We start from the raw sequence: 21,306 nt of genomic DNA on the forward strand, positions 1-21,306 counted from the left end.
GGTAGATTGCGGAGCGTGACCGCAACCCTGATCTGGATCCTCGTCGTCCTCGTCGCCATCGGCCTGTACCTGAGCTGGACGGCCGGGCGCCTGGACCGGCTGCACGCCCGGATCGACGCCGCCCGCGCCGCCCTCGACGCGCAGCTGCTGCGCCGCGCCTCCGTGGCCCAGGAGCTCGCCACCTCCGGCGTCCTCGACCCGGCCGCCTCGATCGTCCTGTACGAGGCCGCGCACGCCGCCCGGCAGGCGGAGGAGGAGCAGCGGGAGGTCGCCGAGAGCGAGCTGAGCCAGGCCCTGCGGGCGGTGTTCGCCGATCCGCAGCAGGTCGAGGCGGTGCGCGAGGAGCCCGGCGGGGACGACGCGGCCCGCGAGCTGACCGAGGCGGTCCGGCGGGTCCCGATGGCCCGGCGATTCCACAACGACGCCGTGGGAGCCGCCCGCAGGCTGCGCGAGCACCGCAAGGTGCGCTGGTTCCGGCTGGCCGGACACGCCCCCTTCCCGCTGGCGTTCGAGATGGACGACGAGCCGCCGGTGACTCTCACGGACCGGGCCGGATAGCCGCGCCCACCGGACGTCTGCTGGTCGACCGCCGCTCGACCGCCGCTCGAAAAGGATCCACCGCCTTTCCATTGGCCCTTGCTGTGGCCTGCTCCGTTCACGTTTCCTCAGTGCTGCACCAATCCCTCTTTCCTTCAGTGAGGTCACCCGTGTCCAGCACGCTCTCCGAGAACCAGACCCCCGAGACCGGCACCGCGCGGGTGAAGCGCGGCATGGCCGAGCAGCTCAAGGGCGGCGTGATCATGGACGTCGTCACGCCGGAGCAGGCGAAGATCGCCGAGGACGCGGGCGCCGTCGCCGTCATGGCGCTGGAGCGGGTCCCGGCCGACATCCGCAAGGACGGCGGCGTGGCCCGGATGTCCGACCCGGACATGATCGAGGGCATCATCGACGCCGTGTCCATCCCGGTGATGGCCAAGTCGCGCATCGGCCACTTCGTCGAGGCCCAGGTGCTGCAGTCGCTCGGCGTCGACTACATCGACGAGTCCGAGGTGCTCACCCCGGCCGACGAGGTCAACCACTCCGACAAGTGGGCCTTCACCACGCCGTTCGTCTGCGGTGCCACCAACCTCGGCGAGGCCCTGCGCCGGATCGCCGAGGGCGCGGCGATGATCCGCTCCAAGGGCGAGGCCGGTACCGGCAACGTCGTCGAGGCCGTCCGCCACATGCGCCAGATCAAGAACGAGATCGCCCGCCTGCGCGGCTTCGACAACCACGAGCTGTACGCCGCCGCCAAGGAGCTGCGCGCCCCGTACGAGCTGGTCAAGGAGGTCACCGAGCTGGGCAAGCTGCCGGTCGTGCTGTTCTCCGCAGGCGGTGTGGCCACCCCGGCCGACGCCGCGCTGATGCGCCAGCTCGGCGCCGAGGGCGTGTTCGTCGGCTCCGGCATCTTCAAGTCCGGTGACCCCGCCAAGCGCGCCGCCGCCATCGTGAAGGCCACCACGTTCTACGACGACCCGAAGGTCATCGCGGAGGCCTCCCGCAACCTGGGCGAGGCGATGGTCGGCATCAACTGCGACACCCTCCCGGAGTCCGAGCGCTACGCCACCCGCGGCTGGTAAGCACCTCCATGTCGAACGAAGCCCCTGTCATCGGCGTCCTGGCCCTCCAGGGCGACGTCCGGGAGCATCTCGTCGCCCTGGCCGCGGCCGACGCCGTGGCCAGGGCGGTGCGCCGCCCGGACGAACTCTCCGAGGTGGACGGCCTGGTCGTCCCCGGGGGGGAGTCCACCACCATCTCCAAGCTGGCCGTCCTCTTCGGTGTGATGGAGCCCCTCCGCGCGCGCGTGCGGGACGGCCTGCCCGTCTACGGCACCTGCGCGGGCATGATCATGCTCGCCGACAAGATCCTCGACCCGCGATCGGGCCAGGAGACCATCGGCGGCATCGACATGATCGTGCGTCGCAACGCCTTCGGCCGGCAGAACGAGTCCTTCGAGGCCGCGGTCGGCGTCAAGGGCGTCGAGGGCGACCCCGTGGAGGGTGTCTTCATCCGCGCCCCCTGGGTCGAGTCCGTGGGCGCGGGGGCCGAGGTGCTCGCCGAGCACGGCGGTCACATCGTCGCCGTCCGCCAGGGCAACGCGCTCGCCACGTCGTTCCACCCGGAGCTCACCGGCGACCACCGCGTGCACCGGCTGTTCGTCGACATGGTGCGCGCCGACCGGGCGGCGGGATCCTTGTAGGATTCTGGAGTTCGTACAGAGATGGGTAACGCGAAGGAGACAGGCAGATGTCCGGCCACTCTAAATGGGCCACGACGAAGCACAAGAAGGCCGTCATCGACGCCAAGCGCGGCAAGCTCTTCGCGAAGCTGATCAAGAACATCGAGGTCGCGGCGCGGATGGGCGGCGCCGACCCCGACGGCAACCCGACGCTGTACGACGCCATCCAGAAGGCCAAGAAGCAGTCGGTCCCGAACAAGAACATCGACTCCGCGGTCAAGCGCGGCGCGGGCCTGGAGGCCGGCGGCGCCGACTACGAGACGATCATGTACGAGGGCTACGGACCCAACGGCGTCGCGGTACTGATCGAGTGCCTCACCGACAACCGCAACCGCGCCGCCTCCGACGTCCGCGTCGCCATGACCCGCAACGGCGGCTCCATGGCCGACCCCGGTTCGGTGTCCTACCTGTTCAACCGCAAGGGCGTGGTGATCGTCCCCAAGGGCGAGCTGGCCGAGGACGACGTCCTGGCCGCCGTGCTGGACGCCGGTGCCGAGGAGGTCAACGACCTCGGCGAGACCTTCGAGGTGCTCAGCGAGGCCACCGACCTGGTCGCGGTCCGCACCGCCCTGCAGGACGCCGGTATCGACTACGAGTCGGCGGACGCCAACTTCGTCCCGACCATGCAGGTCGAGCTGGACGAGGAGGGCGCCAAGAAGATCTTCAAGCTGATCGACGCACTGGAGGACAGCGACGACGTGCAGAACGTCTTCGCCAACTTCGACGTCAGCGACGAGATCATGGAGAAGGTCGACGCGTGACGCGCGCGTGAGCGGCTGTTTCGGCGGCGGGCCGGTGGGACACGTCCACCGGCCCGCCGCCCGTTGTCGGTGGTACCCGATAGCCTGCACAAACAGCCGATCGAGGGGATGAAGGTGCGCGTACTGGGGGTGGACCCGGGGCTGACCCGCTGCGGGGTCGGTGTCGTCGACGGCGTGGCGGGCCGGCCGCTCACCATGGTCGGTGTCGGCGTCGTCCGTACGCCCGCCGACGCCGACCTCGGGCACCGCCTGATCGCCGTCGAGCAGGGCCTCGAGCAGTGGCTCGACGAACACCGCCCGGAGTGCGTGGCCGTGGAGCGCGTCTTCAGCCAGCACAATGTGCGCACGGTCATGGGCACCGCCCAGGCCAGCGCCGTCGCCATCCTGTGCGCCACCCGACGAGGGATCCCCGTCGCCCTGCACACGCCCAGCGAGGTCAAGGCCGCCGTCACCGGCAGCGGACGCGCCGACAAGGCGCAGGTGGGCGCCATGGTCACCCGCCTGCTGCGGCTCGCGGCACCGCCGAAACCCGCCGACGCCGCCGATGCCCTCGCGCTCGCCATCTGCCACATCTGGCGGGCCCCCGCCCAGAACCGCCTCCAGCAGGCCGTCGCCCTGCACGCATCGAAAGGCCGTACGACATGATCGCCTTCGTCAGCGGCACGGTCGCCGCGCTCGCCCCCGACGCCGCGGTGGTGGAGGTGGGCGGCGTCGGCATGGCCGTCCAGTGCACCCCCGACACCCTCTCCACACTCCGTGTCGGCCAGGCCGCCAAGCTCGCCACCTCCCTGGTCGTCCGCGAGGACTCGCTGACCTTGTACGGCTTCGCCGACGACGACGAGCGCCAGGTCTTCGAACTGCTGCAGACCGCGAGCGGGGTCGGTCCCCGCCTCGCCCAGGCGATGCTGGCCGTCCACCGCCCGGACGCCCTGCGCCGGGCGGTCTCCACCGGCGACGAGAAGGCGCTGACCGCCGTCCCCGGCATCGGCAAGAAGGGCGCGCAGAAGCTGCTGCTGGAGCTGAAGGACCGGCTGGGCGAGCCGGTCGGTGCTCCCGCCGTCGGCGCCCCGGCCGGCGGGGGCTGGCGCGACCAGCTGCACGCGGCCCTGATCGGCCTGGGCTATGCCACCCGGGAGGCGGACGAGGCCGTGACCGCCGTGGCCCCGCAGGCCGAGGCGGCCGGTGGCACCCCGCAGGTGGGCCCGCTGCTCAAGGCCGCCCTGCAGACCCTCAACCGCGCCCGGTGAGTGCGCGGACGCCCCTCCGCGCCCGGTAGGACCGGAGGACGCTCACCCGCGTCGCGCAGGCGCGCGGCCCCGCACCGAAGCCCGCAGTCGAGAGCCGAGGCACAGACCACATGAACTGGGACGACACGACGGACACCCCCACCGGCGAGCGGCTCGTCGGTGCGTCCGCCGACCACGAGGACCAGGCCGTCGAGGCCGCGCTGCGCCCCAAGGACCTGGGCGAGTTCATCGGCCAGGAGAAGGTCCGCGAGCAGCTCGACCTCGTCCTGCGCGCCGCCCGCGCGCGCGGAGCCACCGCCGACCACGTGCTGCTCTCCGGAGCCCCCGGCCTGGGCAAGACCACCCTGTCGATGATCATCGCGGCCGAGATGGGCGCCCCCATCCGCATCACCTCCGGCCCGGCCATCCAGCACGCCGGCGATCTCGCCGCCATCCTCTCCTCCCTGCAGGAGGGCGAGGTCCTCTTCCTCGACGAGATCCACCGCATGTCCCGGCCCGCCGAGGAGATGCTCTACATGGCCATGGAGGACTTCCGCGTCGACGTCATCGTCGGCAAGGGCCCCGGCGCCACCGCCATCCCCCTGGAGCTGCCGCCGTTCACCCTGGTCGGCGCCACCACCCGGGCAGGCCTGCTGCCGCCCCCGCTGCGCGACCGCTTCGGCTTCACCGCGCACATGGAGTTCTACGAGCCCGCCGAACTGGAACGCGTCGTCCACCGCTCGGCCGCCCTCCTCGACGTCGAGATCGACGCGGCAGGCGCCGCCGAGGTCGCCGGGCGCTCCCGCGGCACGCCCCGGATCGCCAACCGCCTGCTGCGCCGGGTCCGCGACTACGCCCAGGTCAAGGCCGACGGAGCGATCACCCAGGAGATCGCCGCCGCCGCCCTTGCGGTCTACGAGGTCGACGCCCGCGGCCTGGACCGCCTCGACCGGGCGGTCCTGACGGCATTGCTGAAACTGTTCGGCGGCGGCCCCGTCGGACTGTCGACGCTCGCCGTGGCCGTGGGGGAGGAGCGCGAGACCGTCGAGGAGGTCGCCGAGCCCTTCCTGGTCCGCGAGGGCCTGCTGGCCCGCACCCCGCGAGGCCGGATCGCCACGCCCGCCGCGTGGGCCCACCTGGGTCTCACCCCGCCCACATCGCATACCGCGGGAAACGGACAACAAGATCTGTTCGGGTCGTGACGGTGCCGCCACGGTCTGCACATTGACCGGACCAGGAACCCCGGTGTCATGCTGAGCGTTGTTCCATGCATGCGGACTCGCTTAGACTCCGCCGATGCCGCCTTTGTCGGCGGCACACAACACCCCCAACCATCAGGCCGCTCACCATCGCGGTCGCGTGAAGGAAGTACCGACCCGTGAGTCTCGTGACCCTCCTCCCGTTCATCGTGCTCATCGGGGCCATGTTCCTGATGACCCGGTCGGCGAAGAAGAAGCAGCAGCAGGCCGTCGAGATGCGGAACCAGATGCAGCCCGGTTCCGGCGTCCGCACCATCGGGGGCATGTACGCGACGGTCAAGGAGGTCAGCGAGGACACGGTCCTCCTCGACGCCGGCCCGGGCGTCGAGCTGCTCTTCGCCAAGAACTCGATCGGCGCCGTCCTCTCCGACGACGAGTACAACCGCATCGTCCACGGCGTCGAGCACGACCTGAAGGCCGACGCGGACGTCGTCCCGGACGACGCCTCCTCCCTCACCGGGACCGACGCCGCCGGCTCCGCCCCCGCCTCCGACGAGCCGGCCGTCGACCTCGGCAAGAAGGACGCCGACGACGAGAGCGCCGAGCCCGCCGAGCCCGCCCGCGCGACCACGGACGACCAGTCGAAGAAGACCGACGGCGACACCGAGGCGAAGTAGCCGTGCCCCGGGGCGCGCGGGTGACACCCGCGCGCCCACGGACATGCGCGGCTCCCACGGGAACCCGACACCATGTCATGGCCGCCCGTCCGCCGACCCGGCGCGAGGCGGCCCGAGAGGGAGTACGAGAAGGTGGCAGCACCTAAAAAGGGCCGGAACCCGAGCGCCCAGAGCAAGCCGTGGCGCGCGCTGGCCCTGATCCTGATCGCCCTCGTGGCGCTCACCGGGGGGATGTTCGCCTCCGGACAGACCACTCCGCGTCTCGGCATCGACCTCGCCGGCGGGACGAGCATCACGCTGCGGGCGGTCGCGGAGCCGGGTCAGGAATCCGCGGTCAACCCGACCAACATGGCCACCGCGGTCCAGATCATGGAGCGCCGGGTCAACGGCCTCGGCGTCCAGGAGGCCGAGGTACAGACCCAGGGCGACCGGAACATCATCGTCAACGTTCCCAAGGGCACCAACTCCAAGGAAGCCCGGGAACAGGTCGGCACCACCGCAAAGCTCTACTTCCGCCCGGTCCTGGCCACCGAGCTCTCCGGACCGGCCGGCGGCGACCCCTCGCCGAGTCCCTCGGACGAGGCCACGGACGGGGCCACCGGCAAGCCGACCGACGAGGCCTCGGAGGAGGGCGCGGACAAGGACGAGGCGACCTCGCCGTCCGGCTCCGCCGACCCCTCGGCGAGCGCCACCACCCAGGGCCGCGCAGCGAGCGACGCCCTGAAGGCCGACCCCACCCCCTCCGCCACCGCATCCGGCGACGCCTCGCCGTCCGCCTCCGCGTCCCCGAGCGGCAGCGCCGCCGATGACGACGCCAAGCTGCAGGAGGCCTACGCCGAGCTGGACTGCACCGACCCCGCCGCCCGCGCCGAGGCCGGTGCCGGCGTCCTGCCGGAGGAGTCCACGGTGGCCTGCGGCCAGCCCTCCCCGGACCAGTGGCAGAAGTACCTCCTCGGCCCCGCCGAGGTCGACGGCACCGACGTCGACGAGGCCCAGGCGGTGCTGAACACCCAGACCGCCGCCGGCTGGACCGTGACGATGGACTTCACGGACGAGGGCGCCGACAAGTTCGCGAGCATCACCGGCAAGCTGGCGCAGAACCAGTCCCCGCAGGACCAGTTCGCCATCGTCCTCGACAACGAGGTCGTCTCCAGCCCCTACGTCCGCCAGGCCCTGACCGGCGGCAAGGCCGAGATCTCCGGCAGCTTCACCCAGGAGGAGGCCCAGAGCCTCTCGAACATGCTGTCCTACGGCGCCCTGCCGCTGAGCTTCAAGGAGGACAGCGTCACCACGGTCACGCCCGCGCTCGGCGGCGACCAGCTCCGGGCAGGTCTGATCGCCGGCGCGATCGGCCTCGCCCTGGTCGTCCTCTACCTGCTGGTGTACTACCGCGGCCTGTCGTTCATCGCCATCCTCTCGCTGCTGGTCTCGGCGGCGCTCACGTACACGCTCATGTCGCTGCTGGGCCCGGGCATCGGCTTCGCGCTGAACCTGCCGGCGGTGTGCGGAGCCATCGTCGCCATCGGTATCACCGCGGACTCGTTCATCGTGTACTTCGAACGCGTCCGGGACGAGATCCGAGAGGGGCGCTCGCTGCGCCCCGCCGTCGAGCGGGCCTGGCCACGCGCCCGGCGCACCATCCTCGTCTCCGACTTCGTGTCGTTCCTCGCCGCCGCGGTGCTCTTCGTCGTCACCGTCGGCAAGGTGCAGGGCTTCGCGTTCACGCTCGGCCTGACCACCCTGCTCGACGTCGTCGTGGTGTTCCTGTTCACCAAGCCGCTGCTGACGCTGATGGCCCGCCGCAGGTTCTTCGCGAGCGGCCACAAGTGGTCCGGTCTCGACCCGAAGAGCCTGGGTGCCAAGCCGCCGCTGCGGCGCACCCGCCGTCCCGCCCGTCCGGCCGCCGGCCCTGTCGAGACCAAGGAGGCATGAGAATGTCGAAGCTCGGCAACCTCGGCGCCCGACTGCACCATGGCGAGATCGGCTACGACTTCGTCAAGAACCGCAAGCTCTGGTACGGCATCTCGATCCTGATCACCATCACGGCGATCGTCGGCCTCGCGGTGCGCGGCCTGCACATGGGCATCGAGTTCGAGGGCGGCGCGGTCTTCACCACCCCGAAGAACGTCACCGCCTCGGTCTCCCAGGCCGAGGAGTACGCGGAAGAGGCCTCCGGACACGACGCGATCGTCCAGAAGCTCGGCGACGGCAGCCTACGCATCCAGGTCGCGGGTACCGGCACCGAGCAGTCGGACCGCATCAAGGAGGAGCTCGCCCAGGACCTGGACATCGAGGCGGAGCGCATCAACGCCGAACTGGTCGGCCCGAGCTGGGGTGATCAGATCGCCAACAAGGCGTGGCAGGGCCTCGGCATCTTCATGGTCCTCGTGGTGATCTATCTCGCGATCGCGTTCGAGTGGCGCATGGCACTGGCCGCCTTCGTCGCGCTCATCCACGACATCACCATCACCGTCGGCATCTATGCCCTCGTCGGTTTCGAGGTCACCCCGGGCACCGTGATCGGTCTGTTGACGATCCTCGGCTATTCCCTCTACGACACGGTGGTCGTCTTCGACAGCCTCAAGGAACAGACGAGAGACATCACCAAACAGACCCGCTGGACGTACGGCGAGATCGCCAACCGCTCGATCAACAGCACCCTGGTCCGCTCGGTCAACACCACGGTGGTCGCCCTGCTGCCGGTGGCGGGCCTGCTGTTCATCGGCGGCGGCGTCCTCGGCGCCGGCATGCTGAACGACATCTCGCTGTCGCTGTTCGTCGGCCTCGCCGCCGGTGCGTACTCCTCGATCTTCATCGCCACACCGCTCGTCGCCGACCTCAAGGAGATGCAGCCGGAGATGAAGGCCCTCAAGAAGCGCGTGCTGGCCAAGCGGGCCCAGGCTGCGGCGAAGGGCGAGCCCGCCGAGCCGTCGTTCGCCGACGAGCCGGTCGACGGTGAGCCGGTCGACGCCGCCGCGGCGGCGGCCGTCGTCGCCCCCCGCGGCCAGTCCGCGTCCCGCGCCCGCGGCCGCGGCCGGCCTTCGGGGAAGCGCCGATGACCGCCACCGGCATCCGGGAGCTGCTGCTCAGCCGTATCCGGGACGTGGCCGACCACCCGGAGCCGGGCGTGATGTTCAAGGACATCACCCCGCTCCTGGCGGACCCCGCGGCCTTCACCGCGCTCACCGACGCGCTCGCGGCCACCGCCGAGCGCACCGGCGCCACCAAGGTCGTCGGCCTGGAGGCGCGCGGCTTCATCCTGGGCGCACCGGTCGCCGTCCGCGCCGGACTGGGCTTCGTCCCCGTGCGGAAGGCGGGCAAGCTGCCCGGAGCCACTCTCGGCCAGGCCTACGACCTGGAGTACGGCTCGGCCGAGATCGAGGTGCACGCCGAGGACCTGACCGCCGACGACCGGGTCCTGGTCGTCGACGACGTCCTCGCCACCGGTGGCACCGCGGAGGCCTCCGTCCAGCTGATCCGCCGTGCGGGCGCCCAGGTCGCGGGCCTGGCGGTGCTGATGGAACTGGGTTTCCTCGGCGGACGCGCCCGGCTGGCACCGGCCCTGGACGGCGCCCCGCTCGAGGCGCTGCTCACCCTCCCCTAACCGGGTCCGTGACCGCCGGGCGGCCGGCGGGCAGCGGTACGCGACACACACGGGGCGGGCCCGGAGGAATCCGGCGCCCGCCCCCTGCGTTTCTCCGGTAGACGGTCCTCACACTGGCCTGAAGGCGATCCTGGGGCGCAGGATCGCTACCATGGGATCTCCGGAGCCTGACCGGGGGACCCGGACCGCGCACGAGGAGTCCTCTTGCCAGACGAGGCCCAGCCACTGACCGCCGCGAAGCCCGAGCCCGCCTCGGCTTCCGCGGCCAAGCCCGCACCGACCGCGACGCACGCGAAGAACGACCCTCGCGGGCCGGTCGAGCGCGGCCGGTCCGCGCCCGTCGACAAGCCCGCCGACCAGTCGCGCCCCAAGCCCGCGCCCCCCGAGCGCCCGCAGAACCCGCCCGTGGTCCGTGCGCCCGCCGGCCCGCCGGGCCGCTCCGGCTCCTCCAACCGGGTCCGCGCCCGTCTGGCCCGCCTCGGCGTCCAGCGCGCCAACCCCTACAACCCGGTTCTCGAGCCGTTGCTGCGCATAGTCCGCAGCAACGACCCCAAGATCGAGACCGCGACCCTCCGCCAGATCGAGAAGGCCTACCAGGTCGCCGAGCGCTGGCACCGCGGCCAGAAGCGCAAGAGCGGTGACCCGTACATCACCCACCCGCTCGCCGTCACCACCATCCTTGCCGAGCTCGGCATGGACCCGGCCACCCTCATGGCGGGCCTGCTGCACGACACCGTCGAGGACACCGAGTACGGGCTGGAGGACCTGCGCCGCGACTTCGGCGACGTCGTCACCCTGCTCGTCGACGGTGTCACCAAGCTGGACAAGGTCAAGTTCGGCGAGGCCGCGCAGGCCGAGACCGTGCGCAAGATGGTCGTCGCCATGGCCAAGGACCCCCGCGTCCTGGTCATCAAGCTCGCCGACCGCCTGCACAACATGCGCACCATGCGCTACCTCAAGCGCGAGAAGCAGGAGAAGAAGGCGCGCGAGACCCTGGAGATCTACGCGCCGCTCGCCCACCGCCTGGGCATGAACACCATCAAGTGGGAGCTCGAGGACCTCGCCTTCGCGATCCTCTACCCCAAGATGTACGACGAGATCGTCCGCCTGGTCGCCGAGCGCGCCCCCAAGCGGGACGAGTACCTGGCCGTCGTCACCGACGAGGTGCAGCAAGACCTGCGGGCGGCCCGGATCAAGGCGACCGTGACCGGCCGCCCCAAGCACTACTACAGCGTCTACCAGAAGATGATCGTCCGTGGCCGGGACTTCGCGGAGATCTACGACCTGGTGGGCATCCGCGTCCTGGTGGACACGGTCCGCGACTGCTATGCGGCGCTCGGCACGGTGCACGCGCGATGGAACCCGGTGCCCGGCCGGTTCAAGGACTACATCGCGATGCCCAAGTTCAACATGTACCAGTCGCTGCACACCACGGTGATCGGGCCCAGCGGCAAGCCGGTCGAGCTGCAGATCCGCACCTTCGACATGCACCGCCGTGCCGAGTACGGCATCGCCGCTCACTGGAAGTACAAGCAGGAGGCCGTGGCCGGCGCCTCCAAGGTCCGCACCGACGTGCCCCGCGGCGGCAAGGACAAGGACGCCATCAACGACATGGCGTGGCTGCGGCAGCTGCTGGACTGGCAGAAGGAGACCGAGGACCCCGGCGAGTTCCTGGAGTCGCTGCGCTTCGACCTCTCGCGCAACGAGGTCTTCGTCTTCACCCCCAAGGGCGACGTCATAGCGCTCCCGGCCGGCGCCACCCCGGTCGACTTCGCCTACGCCGTCCACACCGAGGTCGGCCACCGCACCATAGGGGCACGGGTCAACGGCCGTCTGGTGCCGCTGGAGTCCACCCTGGACAACGGCGATCTGGTGGAGGTCTTCACCTCCAAGGCGGCCGGCGCGGGCCCCTCCCGCGACTGGCTCGGCTTCGTCAAGTCACCGCGCGCCCGCAACAAGATCCGGGCCTGGTTCTCCAAGGAGCGCCGCGACGAGGCCATCGAGCAGGGCAAGGACGCCATCGTCCGCGCGATGCGCAAGCAGAACCTGCCGATCCAGCGCATCCTCACCGGCGACTCCCTGGTCACCCTCGCGCACGAGATGCGCTACTCGGACATCTCCGCGCTCTACGCGGCCATCGGCGAGGGGCACGTCTCCGCGCAGAACATCGTGCAGAAGCTGGTGCAGGCCCTCGGCGGCGAGGAGGCGGCCACCGAGGAGATCGACGAGGCGGTGCCCCCCGCTCGCGGACGCAGCCGCAAGCGCCGCTCCAGCGCCGACCCGGGTGTCGTCGTCAAGGGCGTCGAGGACGTGTGGGTCAAGCTGGCCCGCTGCTGCACCCCGGTCCCCGGCGACCCCATCATCGGCTTCGTCACCCGCGGCAGCGGCGTGTCCGTGCACCGCAGTGACTGCGTCAACGTGGACTCGCTCTCCCGCGAGCCCGAGCGCATCCTCGAGGTCGAGTGGGCGCCCACCCAGTCCTCGGTCTTCCTGGTCGCCATCCAGGTCGAGGCCCTGGACCGCTCCCGGCTGCTGTCGGACGTCACCCGCGTGCTGTCCGACCAGCACGTCAACATCCTCTCCGCCGCAGTCCAGACCTCCCGCGACCGCGTCGCCACGTCCCGCTTCACCTTCGAGATGGGCGATCCGAAACATCTCGGCCACGTCCTGAAGGCCGTACGCGGCGTGGAGGGCGTCTACGACGTGTACCGGGTGACGTCGGCGCGCCGGCCGTCGTAGGAGTCACCGCAGGACGCGAAGCGGCCCGGCGGTGATCCACCGCCGGGCCGCTTCGCGTCACGAGAGGATATTCAGCCGCCGAACTCCTGCAGGCCCTTCAGCGCCTGGTCCAGGAGCGCCTGGCGGCCCTGGAGCTCCTTCTCGAGCTTGTCGGCGCGCGCCGTGTTGCCCTGCGACCGCGCCTGCTCGATCTGGCCCTGCAGCTTGTCCACGGCCGCCTGCAGCTGGCCGGTCAGACCCTCGGCACGCGCGAGCGCCTCCGGGTTCGTCCGGCGCCACTCGGTCTCCTCGGCCTCCTGGATCGCCCGCTCCACGGCGTGCATCCGGCCCTCGACCTTCGGCCGGGCGTCGCGCGGCACATGACCGATCGCCTCCCAGCGCTCGTTGATCGAGCGGAACCCGGCACGGGCCGCCTTCAGATCCGTCACGGGCAGCAGCTTCTCCGCCTCGCCGGCCAGCTCCTCCTTGAGCTTGAGGTTCTCGGCCTGCTCGGCGTCCCGCTCGGCGAATACCGCGCTGCGGGCGCCGAAGAAGACGTCCTGGGCGCCGCGGAAGCGGTTCCACAGGTCGTCCTCGTGCTCGCGCTGGGCGCGGCCCGCGGCCTTCCACTCGGCCATCAGCTCCCGGTAGCGCGCGGCCGTCGGACCCCAGTCCGTCGAGTCCGACAGGGACTCGGCCTCGGCGACCAGCCGCTCCTTGATCTGGCGGGCCTGCTCGCGCTGCGCGTCCAGCTGCGCGAAGTGCTGCTTGCGGCGCTTGGAGAACGCCGAGCGCGCGTGGGAGAAGCGGTGCCACAGCTCGTCGTCGGACTTGCGGTCCAGCCGCGGCAGGCCCTTCCAGGTGTCCACCAGGGACCGCAGCCGCTCACCGGCGACCCGCCACTGCTCGGACTGCGCCAGCTCCTCGGCCTCGGCGACCAGCGCCTCCTTGGCCTTGCGGGCCTCGTCGGACTGTCTGGCCCGCTGTGCCTTGCGCTCCTCGCGGCGCTTCTCCACCAGCTCCACGAGCTTGTCCAGCCGGATCCTGAGGGCGTCCAGGTCGCCGACCGCGTGATGGGCGTCCACCTGCTCCCGCAGGTGCTCGATCGCGGTCAGGGCGTCCTTCGAGGACAGGTCGGTGGTCTTCACTCGCTTCTCGAGGAGGCCGATCTCGACAACCAGGCCTTCGTACTTGCGCTCGAAGTAGGCCAGCGCCTCCTCTGGGGAGCCCGCCTGCCAGGAGCCGACGACCTTCTCGCCGTCGGCCGTACGCACGTACACGGTCCCCGTCTCGTCGACGCGGCCCCACGGGTCGCTGCTCACAGCGCCTCCTCCACATGATGCCCGCGGAGGGCTTGGGCGCCCCCGGGCATCGTCCACAGTTTCGTCACCGCCAACATAGGCGACCGGCGGGCGGCCTGTCCGCATCCCGCGCGATCGAAATTCCGCAGTTGGGGGTCAGGTTTTCGTGACCGTCGCCTTGTCGATCACCACGGTCGCGTTGGGCGCGGTGTTGCCCGACGTGGGGTCGGCCGCCTGCGCTCCCGCGGAGGCGATCTTCTTCAGTACCTCCATGCCCGCGTCCGAAACAGTCCCGAACGGGGTGTAGCTGGGCGGCAACTGGCTGTCCTGGTAGACCAGGAAGAACTGGCTGCCGCCGGAATCGGGCTGACCGGTGTTGGCCATCGCGACCGTGCCCGCCGGGTAGATGTTGTCCTTCAGGCTCGCGTCCTTCAGGTTCTCGTCCGGGATCGTGTACCCGGGACCGCCGGTGCCCTGGCCCGTGGGGTCACCGCACTGCAGCACGTAGATGCCTTCGGTGGTCAGCCGGTGGCACTTCGTGTGGTCGAAGAAGCCCTTTCCGGCCAGGAACGCGAACGAGTTGACCGTGCGCGGGGCCGCGGACGCCTTCAGCGCGACGTCTACCGTGCCGCAGGTCGTGTCCATCGTCATGGTGTACTTCGCCGACTTGTCGATGGTCATCGCCGGCTCCTTCTCCCAGGTCTCCGACTTGGCCTCGCCCTCGGCGGGCTTGTCGCAGGGGTCCGGGGCCTTGCTGGTCGGCGCGGCGCTCGGGGTGACCTCCGCGCTCGCGTCCGCCTTGCCGTCGTCCTCGAAGGGCTTGGTCACGTACAGCGCCAGGCTGCCGATCACGACCACACCGAGCACCGACGCGATCACTGAGTTGCGCATGCGCGTCTTGCGCCGCGCGGCGGTGCGCCGCTGCTGCTGGCGCAAGAACTTGTCCCGGGCGAGCTGACGCCGCCGCTGCTCCTGGCTGACCACCGGGTTCTTCTCCTCATGCGTCTTCGTGAGCCTGCGTGATGCGTGTTCGTAGCCCCGTACCGTATATGGGTTCGCTGAGGAATCGGCACCGCCGGTAGGCTCTGACCAGGGCGCAGCCCGCTCGCAAGCCCACCCTTACCACCACAAACGAAGGACGATCGTGCTCATTGCCGGGTTCCCCGCCGGGGCCTGGGGGACGAACTGCTACCTCGTCGCCCCCGCCGCCGGTGAGGAGTGCGTGATCATCGACCCGGGCCATCAGGCGGCCCCCGGAGTCGAGGAAGCGATCAGGAAGCATCGGCTCAAGCCCGTCGCCGTCGTCCTCACCCACGGGCACATCGACCACGTGGCCTCGGTCGTCCCCGTGTGCGGTGCGCACGACGTGCCCGCCTGGATCCACCCCGAGGACCGCTTCATGATGAGCGACCCCGAGAAGGGCATCGGCCGCACCATCGGCATGCCGCTGATGGGCGAGCTCACGGTGGGGGAGCCGGACGACGTCAAGGAACTCTCCGACGGCACCAGGCTGCGGCTCGCGGGTCTGGAGCTGACGGTCGCGCACGCGCCGGGCCATACCAGGGGGTCGGTGACCTTCGGCCTGCCCGAGGCGGCGGACATCCCGCCGGTCATGTTCTCGGGCGACCTGCTGTTCGCCGGCTCCATCGGACGCACCGACTTCCCGGGCGGCTCCATGGACGACATGCTCGCCTCGCTGGCCCGCGTGTGCCTGCCGCTCGACGACTCGACCGTGGTGCTGTCCGGCCACGGCCCCCAGACGACCATCGGCCGCGAGCGCGCCACCAACCCGTATCTGCGGCAGGTGGCCGCCGGCCCGGGAGCGGACGCCGACGCTCCCCGACGAGGAATGTGACGAGAGACCTTCCGTGAGCACCTTCAAGGCCCCCAAGGGCACCTACGATCTGATCCCGCCGGACAGCGCCAGGTACCTCGCCGTCCGCGAGGCCATCGCCGCCCCCCTGCGCACCTCCGGCTACGGCTACGTCGAGACGCCCGGCTTCGAGAACGTCGAGCTGTTCGCGCGCGGTGTCGGCGAGTCCACCGACATCGTCACCAAGGAGATGTACGCCTTCGAGACCAAGGGCGGCGACCGGCTCGCCCTGCGCCCCGAGGGCACCGCCTCCGTGCTGCGGGCCGCCCTGGAGGCCAACCTGCACAAGGCGGGCAACCTCCCGGTCAAGCTCTGGTACTCCGGTTCGTACTACCGCTACGAGCGCCCCCAGAAGGGCCGCTACCGCCACTTCTCCCAGGTGGGTGCCGAGGCCATCGGCGCCGAGGATCCGGCGCTGGACGCCGAGCTGATCATCCTCGCCGACCAGGCGTACCGCTCGCTGGGCCTGAGCAACTTCCGCATCCTGCTCAACAGCCTCGGCGACCAGGAGTGCCGCCCCGTCTACCGGGCCGCGCTGCAGGACTTCCTGCGCGGCCTGGACCTGGACGAGGACACGCTGCGCCGGGCGGAGATCAACCCCCTGCGGGTCCTGGACGACAAGCGGGAGTCGGTGCAGAAGCAGCTCACGGGCGCCCCGCTGCTGCGTGACTACCTGTGCGACGCCTGCAAGGCCTACCACGAGGAGGTGCGCGAGCTGATCACCGCGGCGGGCGTCGCCTTCGAGGACGACCCGAAGCTGGTGCGCGGCCTGGACTACTACACCCGCACGACCTTCGAGTTCGTCCACGACGGTCTCGGCTCCCAGTCGGCGGTGGGCGGCGGCGGACGCTACGACGGACTGTCCGAGATGATCGGCGGCCCCGCCCTGCCGTCCGTCGGCTGGGCCCTCGGAGTCGACCGCACGGTGCTGGCCCTGGAGGCGGAGGGCGTCGAACTGGACCTCCCCGCCACCACCGACGTCTTCGCCGTGCCGCTCGGCGAGGAGGCCCGCCGTGTGCTGTTCGGCAAGGTGACCGAACTGCGCAAGAACGGCATCGCCACCGACTTCTCCTACGGCGGCAAGGGCCTCAAGGGCGCGATGAAGAACGCCAACCGCAGCGGCGCCCGCTACGCGGTCGTGGCCGGCGAGCGGGACCTCGCCGACGGTGTCGTCCAGCTCAAGGACATGGAGTCCGGCGAGCAGACGGCGGTGGGTGTCAACGAGATCGTGGCGGAGCTGGAGGCCCGGCTCGGCTGACCGGAAGCGCCCGGGGCGCCGCGTGTTCGTACGGACATGCGGCGCCCTCGCGCATGTCCGGAATCCGACGGCGGACGGTACGTCCTTACGCGCAGCGAACGGTGAGCACGCGCGCGTGTACGGCACAATGTCCCGTGCCGGAAGCAGGTCCCCTCAAGCGACGGAATCGGCGTGATGAGCAAGACGACAGTCAAGGACGTCTCCACGGAGCCCGAGCCCGAGTCCGGGCCGCAGCGCACCGCCGCCGAACCCGGCAGGGTCGGGAGCAGCAGGGCTTTCGCCCTGATGCTGGTGATCACGGGTGCGGCGGGTGTGCTCGCGGCCTGGATCATCACGCTCGACAAGATCAAGATCCTCGAGGCGAAGGTCGCGGGGACGACCTACACCCCGAGCTGCGGCATCAATCCGGTCGTCTCCTGCAACGACGTCATGGAGAGCGCCCAGGCCTCCGTGTTCGGTTTCCCGAACCCGTTCCTCGGCCTGGTCACCTACGGCATGGTGATCTGCGCCGGCATGAGCCTGCTCGCCGGGGCCCGCTTCCCGCGCTGGTACTGGCTCACCTTCAACGCCGGCACGCTCTTCGGTGTGGGCTTCTGCACCTGGCTGCAGTTCCAGTCGCTGTACCGGATCAACGCGCTCTGCCTGTGGTGCTGCCTGGCCTGGGTCGCCACGATCATCATGTTCTGGTACGTGACCTCGTTCAACATCCGCACCGGCCACCTGCCCGCGCCGGCCCCGGTCAAGCGGTTCCTCGCCGAGTTCACCTGGGTACTGCCGGTGACCCACATCGGCGTCATCGGCATGCTGATCCTGACCCGCTGGGGCAGCGCCCTCTGGGCCTGATCCGGCGCCGGGACCGGGCCCCGCGGGCGTTGTCAGTGGGGTGACTTAGGGTTTCAGCGTGGAGCCCGACCTGTTCACCGCCGCAGCAGAAGAACGCCAGGAGAAGGAGCCGGCCGGCAGCCCCCTGGCCGTCCGGATGCGCCCGCGCACCCTCGACGAGGTGGTGGGCCAGCAGCACCTGCTCAAGCCCGGCTCGCCGCTGCGCCGGCTGGTCGGGGAGGGCGCCGCCGGCCCCGCCGGCCCCTCCTCGGTGATCCTCTGGGGCCCGCCCGGCACCGGCAAGACCACCCTGGCGTACGTCGTCTCCAAGGCCACCAACAAGCGCTTCGTGGAGCTGTCCGCGATCACCGCGGGGGTCAAGGAGGTCCGCGCGGTCATCGACGGCGCCCGCCGCGCCGTCGGCGGGTACGGCAGGGAGACGGTCCTCTTCCTCGACGAGATCCACCGCTTCAGCAAGGCCCAGCAGGACTCCCTGCTCCCCGCCGTGGAGAACCGCTGGGTCACCCTGATCGCCGCCACCACCGAGAATCCCTACTTCTCGGTGATCTCCCCGCTGCTCTCCCGCTCCCTGCTGCTCACCCTCGAGCCCCTCACCGACGACGACGTCCGCGGCCTGCTCCGGCGCGGGCTGACCGACGAGCGCGGACTCGGCGGCACCGTCACCCTTCCCGCGGAGACCGAGGAGCACCTGCTGCGCATCGCCGGCGGCGACGGCCGGCGCGCCCTGACCGCCCTGGAGGCCGCCGCGGGCGCCGCGCTCGACAAGGGCGAGACCGAGGTCGCCCTCACCACCCTGGAGGAGACCGTCGACCGGGCGGCGGTGAAGTACGACCGCGACGGCGACCAGCACTACGACGTCGCCAGCGCCCTGATCAAGTCCATCCGCGGTTCCGACGTCGACGCCGCCCTGCACTACCTGGCCCGCATGATCGAGGCCGGCGAGGACCCCCGTTTCATCGCCCGCCGCCTGATGATCTCCGCCAGCGAGGACATCGGCCTCGCGGATCCGCACGCCCTGCCGCTCGCGGTCGCCGCCGCCCAGGCCGTGGCGATGATCGGCTTCCCCGAGGCCGCCCTCACCCTCAGCCACGCCACCATCGCCCTGGCCCTCGCCCCCAAGTCCAACGCCGCCACCACCGCGATCGGCGCCGCCCTCGACGACGTACGCAAGGGCCAGGCCGGCCCCGTCCCGCCGCATCTGCGCGACAGCCACTACCGCGGCGCGGGCAAGCTCGGCCACGGCCAGGGCTACGTCTACCCGCACGACCTGCCCGAGGGCATCGCCGCCCAGCAGTACGCCCCGGACGCCCTGAAGGACCGCGAGTACTACACCCCGACCCGGCACGGCGCCGAGGCGCGCTACGCGGACGCCGTGGAGTGGACCCGCGGCCACCTCGGTCGCAGACGCTCCTGAGCAGCCTGTAGAATCGCTCGAAGTGCTGAGTCCCGTGCCGTCAGAACGGGACAGCCAGCCGGAACCCCCAGCGGGTTCCAGGAGCGTCGCGCACCGGCGAACGGTGTCGCGGGCAGCCCACCACCATCCGGACCCCCGGGAGCGGTCGGTGGGCCACTCGCGTGCTGCACGTATGTGCCCAGACCAGGGGAGCGGCTGCCCGGCAGGTCCCGAGCGGACCCGGCGGGATTCCCCGGCTGCGGATGCGACCTCCCTCAACCCTGACAAGCCGGAGAACTAGGAAAGAGACACAGACAGTGGCGAACCAGTCCCGCCCCAAGGTCAAGAAGTCGCGTGCCCTCGGCATCGCGCTGACCCCCAAGGCCGTCAAGTACTTCGAGGCCCGCCCCTACCCCCCGGGTGAGCACGGCCGCGGACGCAAGCAGAACTCGGACTACAAGGTCCGTCTGCTGGAGAAGCAGCGCCTGCGCGCTCAGTACGACATCTCCGAGCGCCAGCTGGTCCGCGCCTACGACCGCGCGTCCAAGGTCCAGGGCAAGACCGGTGAGGCCCTGATCGTGGAGCTGGAGAAGCGCCTCGACGCGCTGGTCCTGCGCTCGGGCATCGCCCGCACGATCTACCAGGCCCGTCAGATGGTCGTCCACGGCCACATCCAGGTCAACGGCAAGAAGGTCGACAAGCCCTCCTTCGTCGTGCGCCCGGACGACGTGGTCCAGGTCCGCGACCGCAGCAAGGACAAGACGCTCTTCCAGATCGCCCGTGAGGGCGGCTTCGCCCCCGACGGCGAGACCCCCCGCTACCTGCAGGTGAACCTCAAGGCCCTGGCGTTCCGCCTGGACCGCGAGCCGAACCGCAAGGAGATCCCGGTGATCTGCGACGAGCAGCTCGTCGTCGAGTACTACGCCCGCTGACCCAGCCGGGCGCCGTACCCGACGCGGTACCTCGGCCCGCCGTCTCCCCGCCCTTCCGGGTGGGCGGGGCGGCGGGCTTCGCCGTGTGCGGCCGCGCGGACTGCTGCCGCGCCGCCCCGTGCGGTGCGGGCACTGCCGCCACGGCGCCGCGCCGCCGCAGCGCCCGGGACACCGCCTCCTCCCGGCCCAGCAGCGCCCCTGCCGCGCGTGTTCCTCGTACTACCGCGCATCGCCCGGCTGCTCCCGCGCCGGCAGCTCCACCGCCAGCACCGAACCAGCAGGTCACGCAAGCCGTGCGCACCGCGCAGACAGCCGGCCGTCACCTCCCGCGCCGGGCCGGTTCATCCGCGCCCCCGGGCCGCCTACCCCAGCACATGAAGTGCGCCGCCGCGAGTCCACCGCTCCCCGTGGTCCTCGCACACCCGGCGCACGTCCTCGCACAGCCGCACCGCGTCCGGCAGATCACCCCGGAATGCCCGGGCCATCCCGACCTCCACCAGCCGTACGGCGGCCGGCCCGCCGGTCAGAGCGTCGGGTTCCGCCGTGCAAGCCCTGTGAACGCGTCGAGCTCCAGCGGCAGATCGCCGCTCGGGGAGCTGCCGCCGGGCCGTCGATCCCGCATCGAACACGGAGCGTACCGAGTCGTATTCAGTCCGTACTATCGCTTCGCGCAACTCCCCCTCCCGCGCACGGGAATCCGGTACGGAGCCGCGCCGTCGGCGCGATAGGCTCGGGAGCGACTTTGCTCGATGTTCTCGATGTTCAGGCACGTTTCAGGGAGCGGGTGCACACAGTGTCCGGTGGAGAGGTGGCCGGGATCCTGGTGGCCGTCTTCTGGGCGATCCTGGTCTCCTTCCTCGCCGTCGCACTGGCGAGGCTGGCCCAGACGCTCAAGGCGACCACCAAGCTCGTGGCGGACGTGACCGACCAGGCCGTCCCGCTGCTGGCCGACGCCTCCTCGGCGGTCCGCTCGGCGCAGACCCAGATCGACCGGGTCGACTCCATCGCCTCCGACGTCCAGGAGGTCACGTCGAACGCCTCCGCGCTGTCGACCACCGTCGCCTCCACGTTCGGCGGCCCGCTGGTCAAGGTCGCCGCCTTCGGCTACGGGGTGCGCCGGGCCATCGGCGGCCGCAAGGAGGACCTGCCGGGCCGGGACGTGCCGGGCCGGCAGTCGAGGCGTACCGTGATCGTGGGCCGGACCGTCCCGGCCGCACGGCGGACGAAGCGGAAGAAGGACTGA

21 protein-coding genes are annotated in these 21,306 nt (G+C 71.0%); 18 read left to right on the top strand and 3 right to left on the bottom strand.

The features are described from left to right. The first annotated feature begins 15 nt into the window (after nt 1–15). The 12 genes from V5O46_RS18045 (at nt 16) to relA (ending at nt 12,484) form a co-directional block, all read left to right on the top strand. On the top strand, nt 16–558 hold the full coding sequence (locus V5O46_RS18045; protein ID WP_332885627.1) for a LemA family protein: 543 nt from the start codon (nt 16–18) through the stop codon (nt 556–558). A 149-nt stretch (nt 559–707) separates the two neighbouring features. Continuing rightward, on the top strand, nt 708–1,619 hold the full coding sequence (gene pdxS / locus V5O46_RS18050; protein WP_332885628.1) for a pyridoxal 5'-phosphate synthase lyase subunit PdxS: 912 nt from the start codon (nt 708–710) through the stop codon (nt 1,617–1,619). Between the two features lie 8 nt (nt 1,620–1,627). Then, nucleotides 1,628–2,239 (top strand): pyridoxal 5'-phosphate synthase glutaminase subunit PdxT, encoded by a 612-nt coding sequence (gene pdxT, locus V5O46_RS18055; RefSeq protein ID WP_332885629.1) that lies wholly within the window; start codon nt 1,628–1,630, stop codon nt 2,237–2,239. A 47-nt stretch (nt 2,240–2,286) separates the two neighbouring features. After that, nucleotides 2,287–3,039, top strand: coding sequence for a YebC/PmpR family DNA-binding transcriptional regulator (locus V5O46_RS18060; RefSeq protein WP_332885630.1), 753 nt, complete (start codon nt 2,287–2,289; stop codon nt 3,037–3,039). Between the two features lie 114 nt (nt 3,040–3,153). Continuing rightward, the gene (ruvC, locus tag V5O46_RS18065; RefSeq protein WP_332885631.1) at nt 3,154–3,684 is read left to right on the top strand and encodes a crossover junction endodeoxyribonuclease RuvC; all 531 of its coding nucleotides are present in this window, start codon (nt 3,154–3,156) and stop codon (nt 3,682–3,684) included. Then, entirely contained in the window at nt 3,681–4,286 is a 606-nt protein-coding gene (gene ruvA, locus V5O46_RS18070) for a Holliday junction branch migration protein RuvA (RefSeq protein WP_332885632.1), read from the top strand. Before ruvC ends, ruvA begins: the two co-directional genes overlap by 4 nt. Before the next feature lie 110 nt (nt 4,287–4,396). Further along, nucleotides 4,397–5,467, top strand: coding sequence for a Holliday junction branch migration DNA helicase RuvB (gene ruvB / locus V5O46_RS18075; RefSeq protein WP_332885633.1), 1,071 nt, complete (start codon nt 4,397–4,399; stop codon nt 5,465–5,467). Between the two features lie 176 nt (nt 5,468–5,643). Next, nucleotides 5,644–6,141, top strand: coding sequence for a preprotein translocase subunit YajC (gene yajC / locus V5O46_RS18080; RefSeq protein WP_332885634.1), 498 nt, complete (start codon nt 5,644–5,646; stop codon nt 6,139–6,141). A gap of 132 nt (nt 6,142–6,273) precedes the next feature. Beyond that, nucleotides 6,274–8,073, top strand: coding sequence for a protein translocase subunit SecD (secD, locus tag V5O46_RS18085; RefSeq protein ID WP_332885635.1), 1,800 nt, complete (start codon nt 6,274–6,276; stop codon nt 8,071–8,073). Between the two features lie 2 nt (nt 8,074–8,075). Continuing rightward, nucleotides 8,076–9,200, top strand: a complete 1,125-nt coding sequence (gene secF / locus V5O46_RS18090) for a protein translocase subunit SecF (RefSeq protein WP_332885664.1) — start codon at nt 8,076–8,078, stop codon at nt 9,198–9,200. Next, nucleotides 9,197–9,745, top strand: a complete 549-nt coding sequence (locus V5O46_RS18095) for an adenine phosphoribosyltransferase (protein WP_332885636.1) — start codon at nt 9,197–9,199, stop codon at nt 9,743–9,745. Before secF ends, V5O46_RS18095 begins: the two co-directional genes overlap by 4 nt. A gap of 204 nt (nt 9,746–9,949) precedes the next feature. Then, entirely contained in the window at nt 9,950–12,484 is a 2,535-nt protein-coding gene (gene relA, locus V5O46_RS18100; protein ID WP_332885637.1) for a GTP pyrophosphokinase, read from the top strand. Between the two features lie 71 nt (nt 12,485–12,555). Here relA and V5O46_RS18105 read toward each other — a convergent pair whose 3' ends face one another. Together V5O46_RS18105 and V5O46_RS18110 are read right to left on the bottom strand one after the other, a co-directional pair. Beyond that, complete coding sequence (locus V5O46_RS18105) at nt 12,556–13,785, bottom strand: DUF349 domain-containing protein (RefSeq protein WP_332885638.1); 1,230 nt, start codon at nt 13,783–13,785, stop codon at nt 12,556–12,558. Nucleotides 13,786–13,920: 135 nt separating this feature from the next. Beyond that, nucleotides 13,921–14,748: a peptidylprolyl isomerase gene (locus V5O46_RS18110; RefSeq protein ID WP_332885639.1), complete on the bottom strand. Its 828-nt coding sequence runs from the start codon at nt 14,746–14,748 to the stop codon at nt 13,921–13,923. A gap of 160 nt (nt 14,749–14,908) precedes the next feature. On the opposite strand from V5O46_RS18110, the gene V5O46_RS18115 reads away from it, so the two are divergent. The 5 genes from V5O46_RS18115 (at nt 14,909) to rpsD (ending at nt 20,063) form a co-directional block, all read left to right on the top strand. Continuing rightward, the gene (locus tag V5O46_RS18115) at nt 14,909–15,619 is read left to right on the top strand and encodes an MBL fold metallo-hydrolase (RefSeq protein WP_332885640.1); all 711 of its coding nucleotides are present in this window, start codon (nt 14,909–14,911) and stop codon (nt 15,617–15,619) included. 13 nt (nt 15,620–15,632) lie between these two features. After that, a complete protein-coding gene (gene hisS / locus V5O46_RS18120; protein WP_332885641.1) occupies nt 15,633–16,895 on the top strand; it encodes a histidine--tRNA ligase in 1,263 nt (420 codons plus the stop codon). Nucleotides 16,896–17,069: 174 nt separating this feature from the next. Further along, nucleotides 17,070–17,738 carry a vitamin K epoxide reductase family protein gene (locus V5O46_RS18125; protein WP_332885642.1) on the top strand — a complete coding sequence of 223 codons (669 nt, stop codon included), beginning with the start codon at nt 17,070–17,072 and terminating at the stop codon, nt 17,736–17,738. 58 nt (nt 17,739–17,796) lie between these two features. Then, complete coding sequence (locus tag V5O46_RS18130) at nt 17,797–19,152, top strand: replication-associated recombination protein A (protein WP_332885643.1); 1,356 nt, start codon at nt 17,797–17,799, stop codon at nt 19,150–19,152. 296 nt (nt 19,153–19,448) lie between these two features. Beyond that, complete coding sequence (rpsD, locus tag V5O46_RS18135) at nt 19,449–20,063, top strand: 30S ribosomal protein S4 (protein WP_205383745.1); 615 nt, start codon at nt 19,449–19,451, stop codon at nt 20,061–20,063. 362 nt (nt 20,064–20,425) lie between these two features. Here rpsD and V5O46_RS18140 read toward each other — a convergent pair whose 3' ends face one another. Beyond that, the gene (locus V5O46_RS18140; RefSeq protein ID WP_332885644.1) at nt 20,426–20,548 is read right to left on the bottom strand and encodes a hypothetical protein; all 123 of its coding nucleotides are present in this window, start codon (nt 20,546–20,548) and stop codon (nt 20,426–20,428) included. Nucleotides 20,549–20,847: 299 nt separating this feature from the next. On the opposite strand from V5O46_RS18140, the gene V5O46_RS18145 reads away from it, so the two are divergent. After that, on the top strand, nt 20,848–21,306 hold the full coding sequence (locus V5O46_RS18145; protein WP_332885645.1) for a DUF948 domain-containing protein: 459 nt from the start codon (nt 20,848–20,850) through the stop codon (nt 21,304–21,306).

This window comes from Streptomyces poriticola (assembly GCF_036689765.1).
Classification (GTDB): domain Bacteria; phylum Actinomycetota; class Actinomycetes; order Streptomycetales; family Streptomycetaceae; genus Streptomyces; species Streptomyces poriticola.

Coding starts and splice junctions, on each gene's coding strand:
- V5O46_RS18095 (WP_332885636.1), top strand. CDS start 9,197: ATGACCGCCACCGGCATCCGGGAGCTGCTGCTCAGCCGTATCCGGGAC.
- pdxT (WP_332885629.1), top strand. CDS start 1,628: ATGTCGAACGAAGCCCCTGTCATCGGCGTCCTGGCCCTCCAGGGCGAC.
- V5O46_RS18060 (WP_332885630.1), top strand. CDS start 2,287: ATGTCCGGCCACTCTAAATGGGCCACGACGAAGCACAAGAAGGCCGTC.
- V5O46_RS18125 (WP_332885642.1), top strand. CDS start 17,070: ATGAGCAAGACGACAGTCAAGGACGTCTCCACGGAGCCCGAGCCCGAG.
- secF (WP_332885664.1), top strand. CDS start 8,076: ATGTCGAAGCTCGGCAACCTCGGCGCCCGACTGCACCATGGCGAGATC.
- V5O46_RS18140 (WP_332885644.1), bottom strand. CDS start 20,548: ATGGCCCGGGCATTCCGGGGTGATCTGCCGGACGCGGTGCGGCTGTGC.
- ruvA (WP_332885632.1), top strand. CDS start 3,681: ATGATCGCCTTCGTCAGCGGCACGGTCGCCGCGCTCGCCCCCGACGCC.
- ruvB (WP_332885633.1), top strand. CDS start 4,397: ATGAACTGGGACGACACGACGGACACCCCCACCGGCGAGCGGCTCGTC.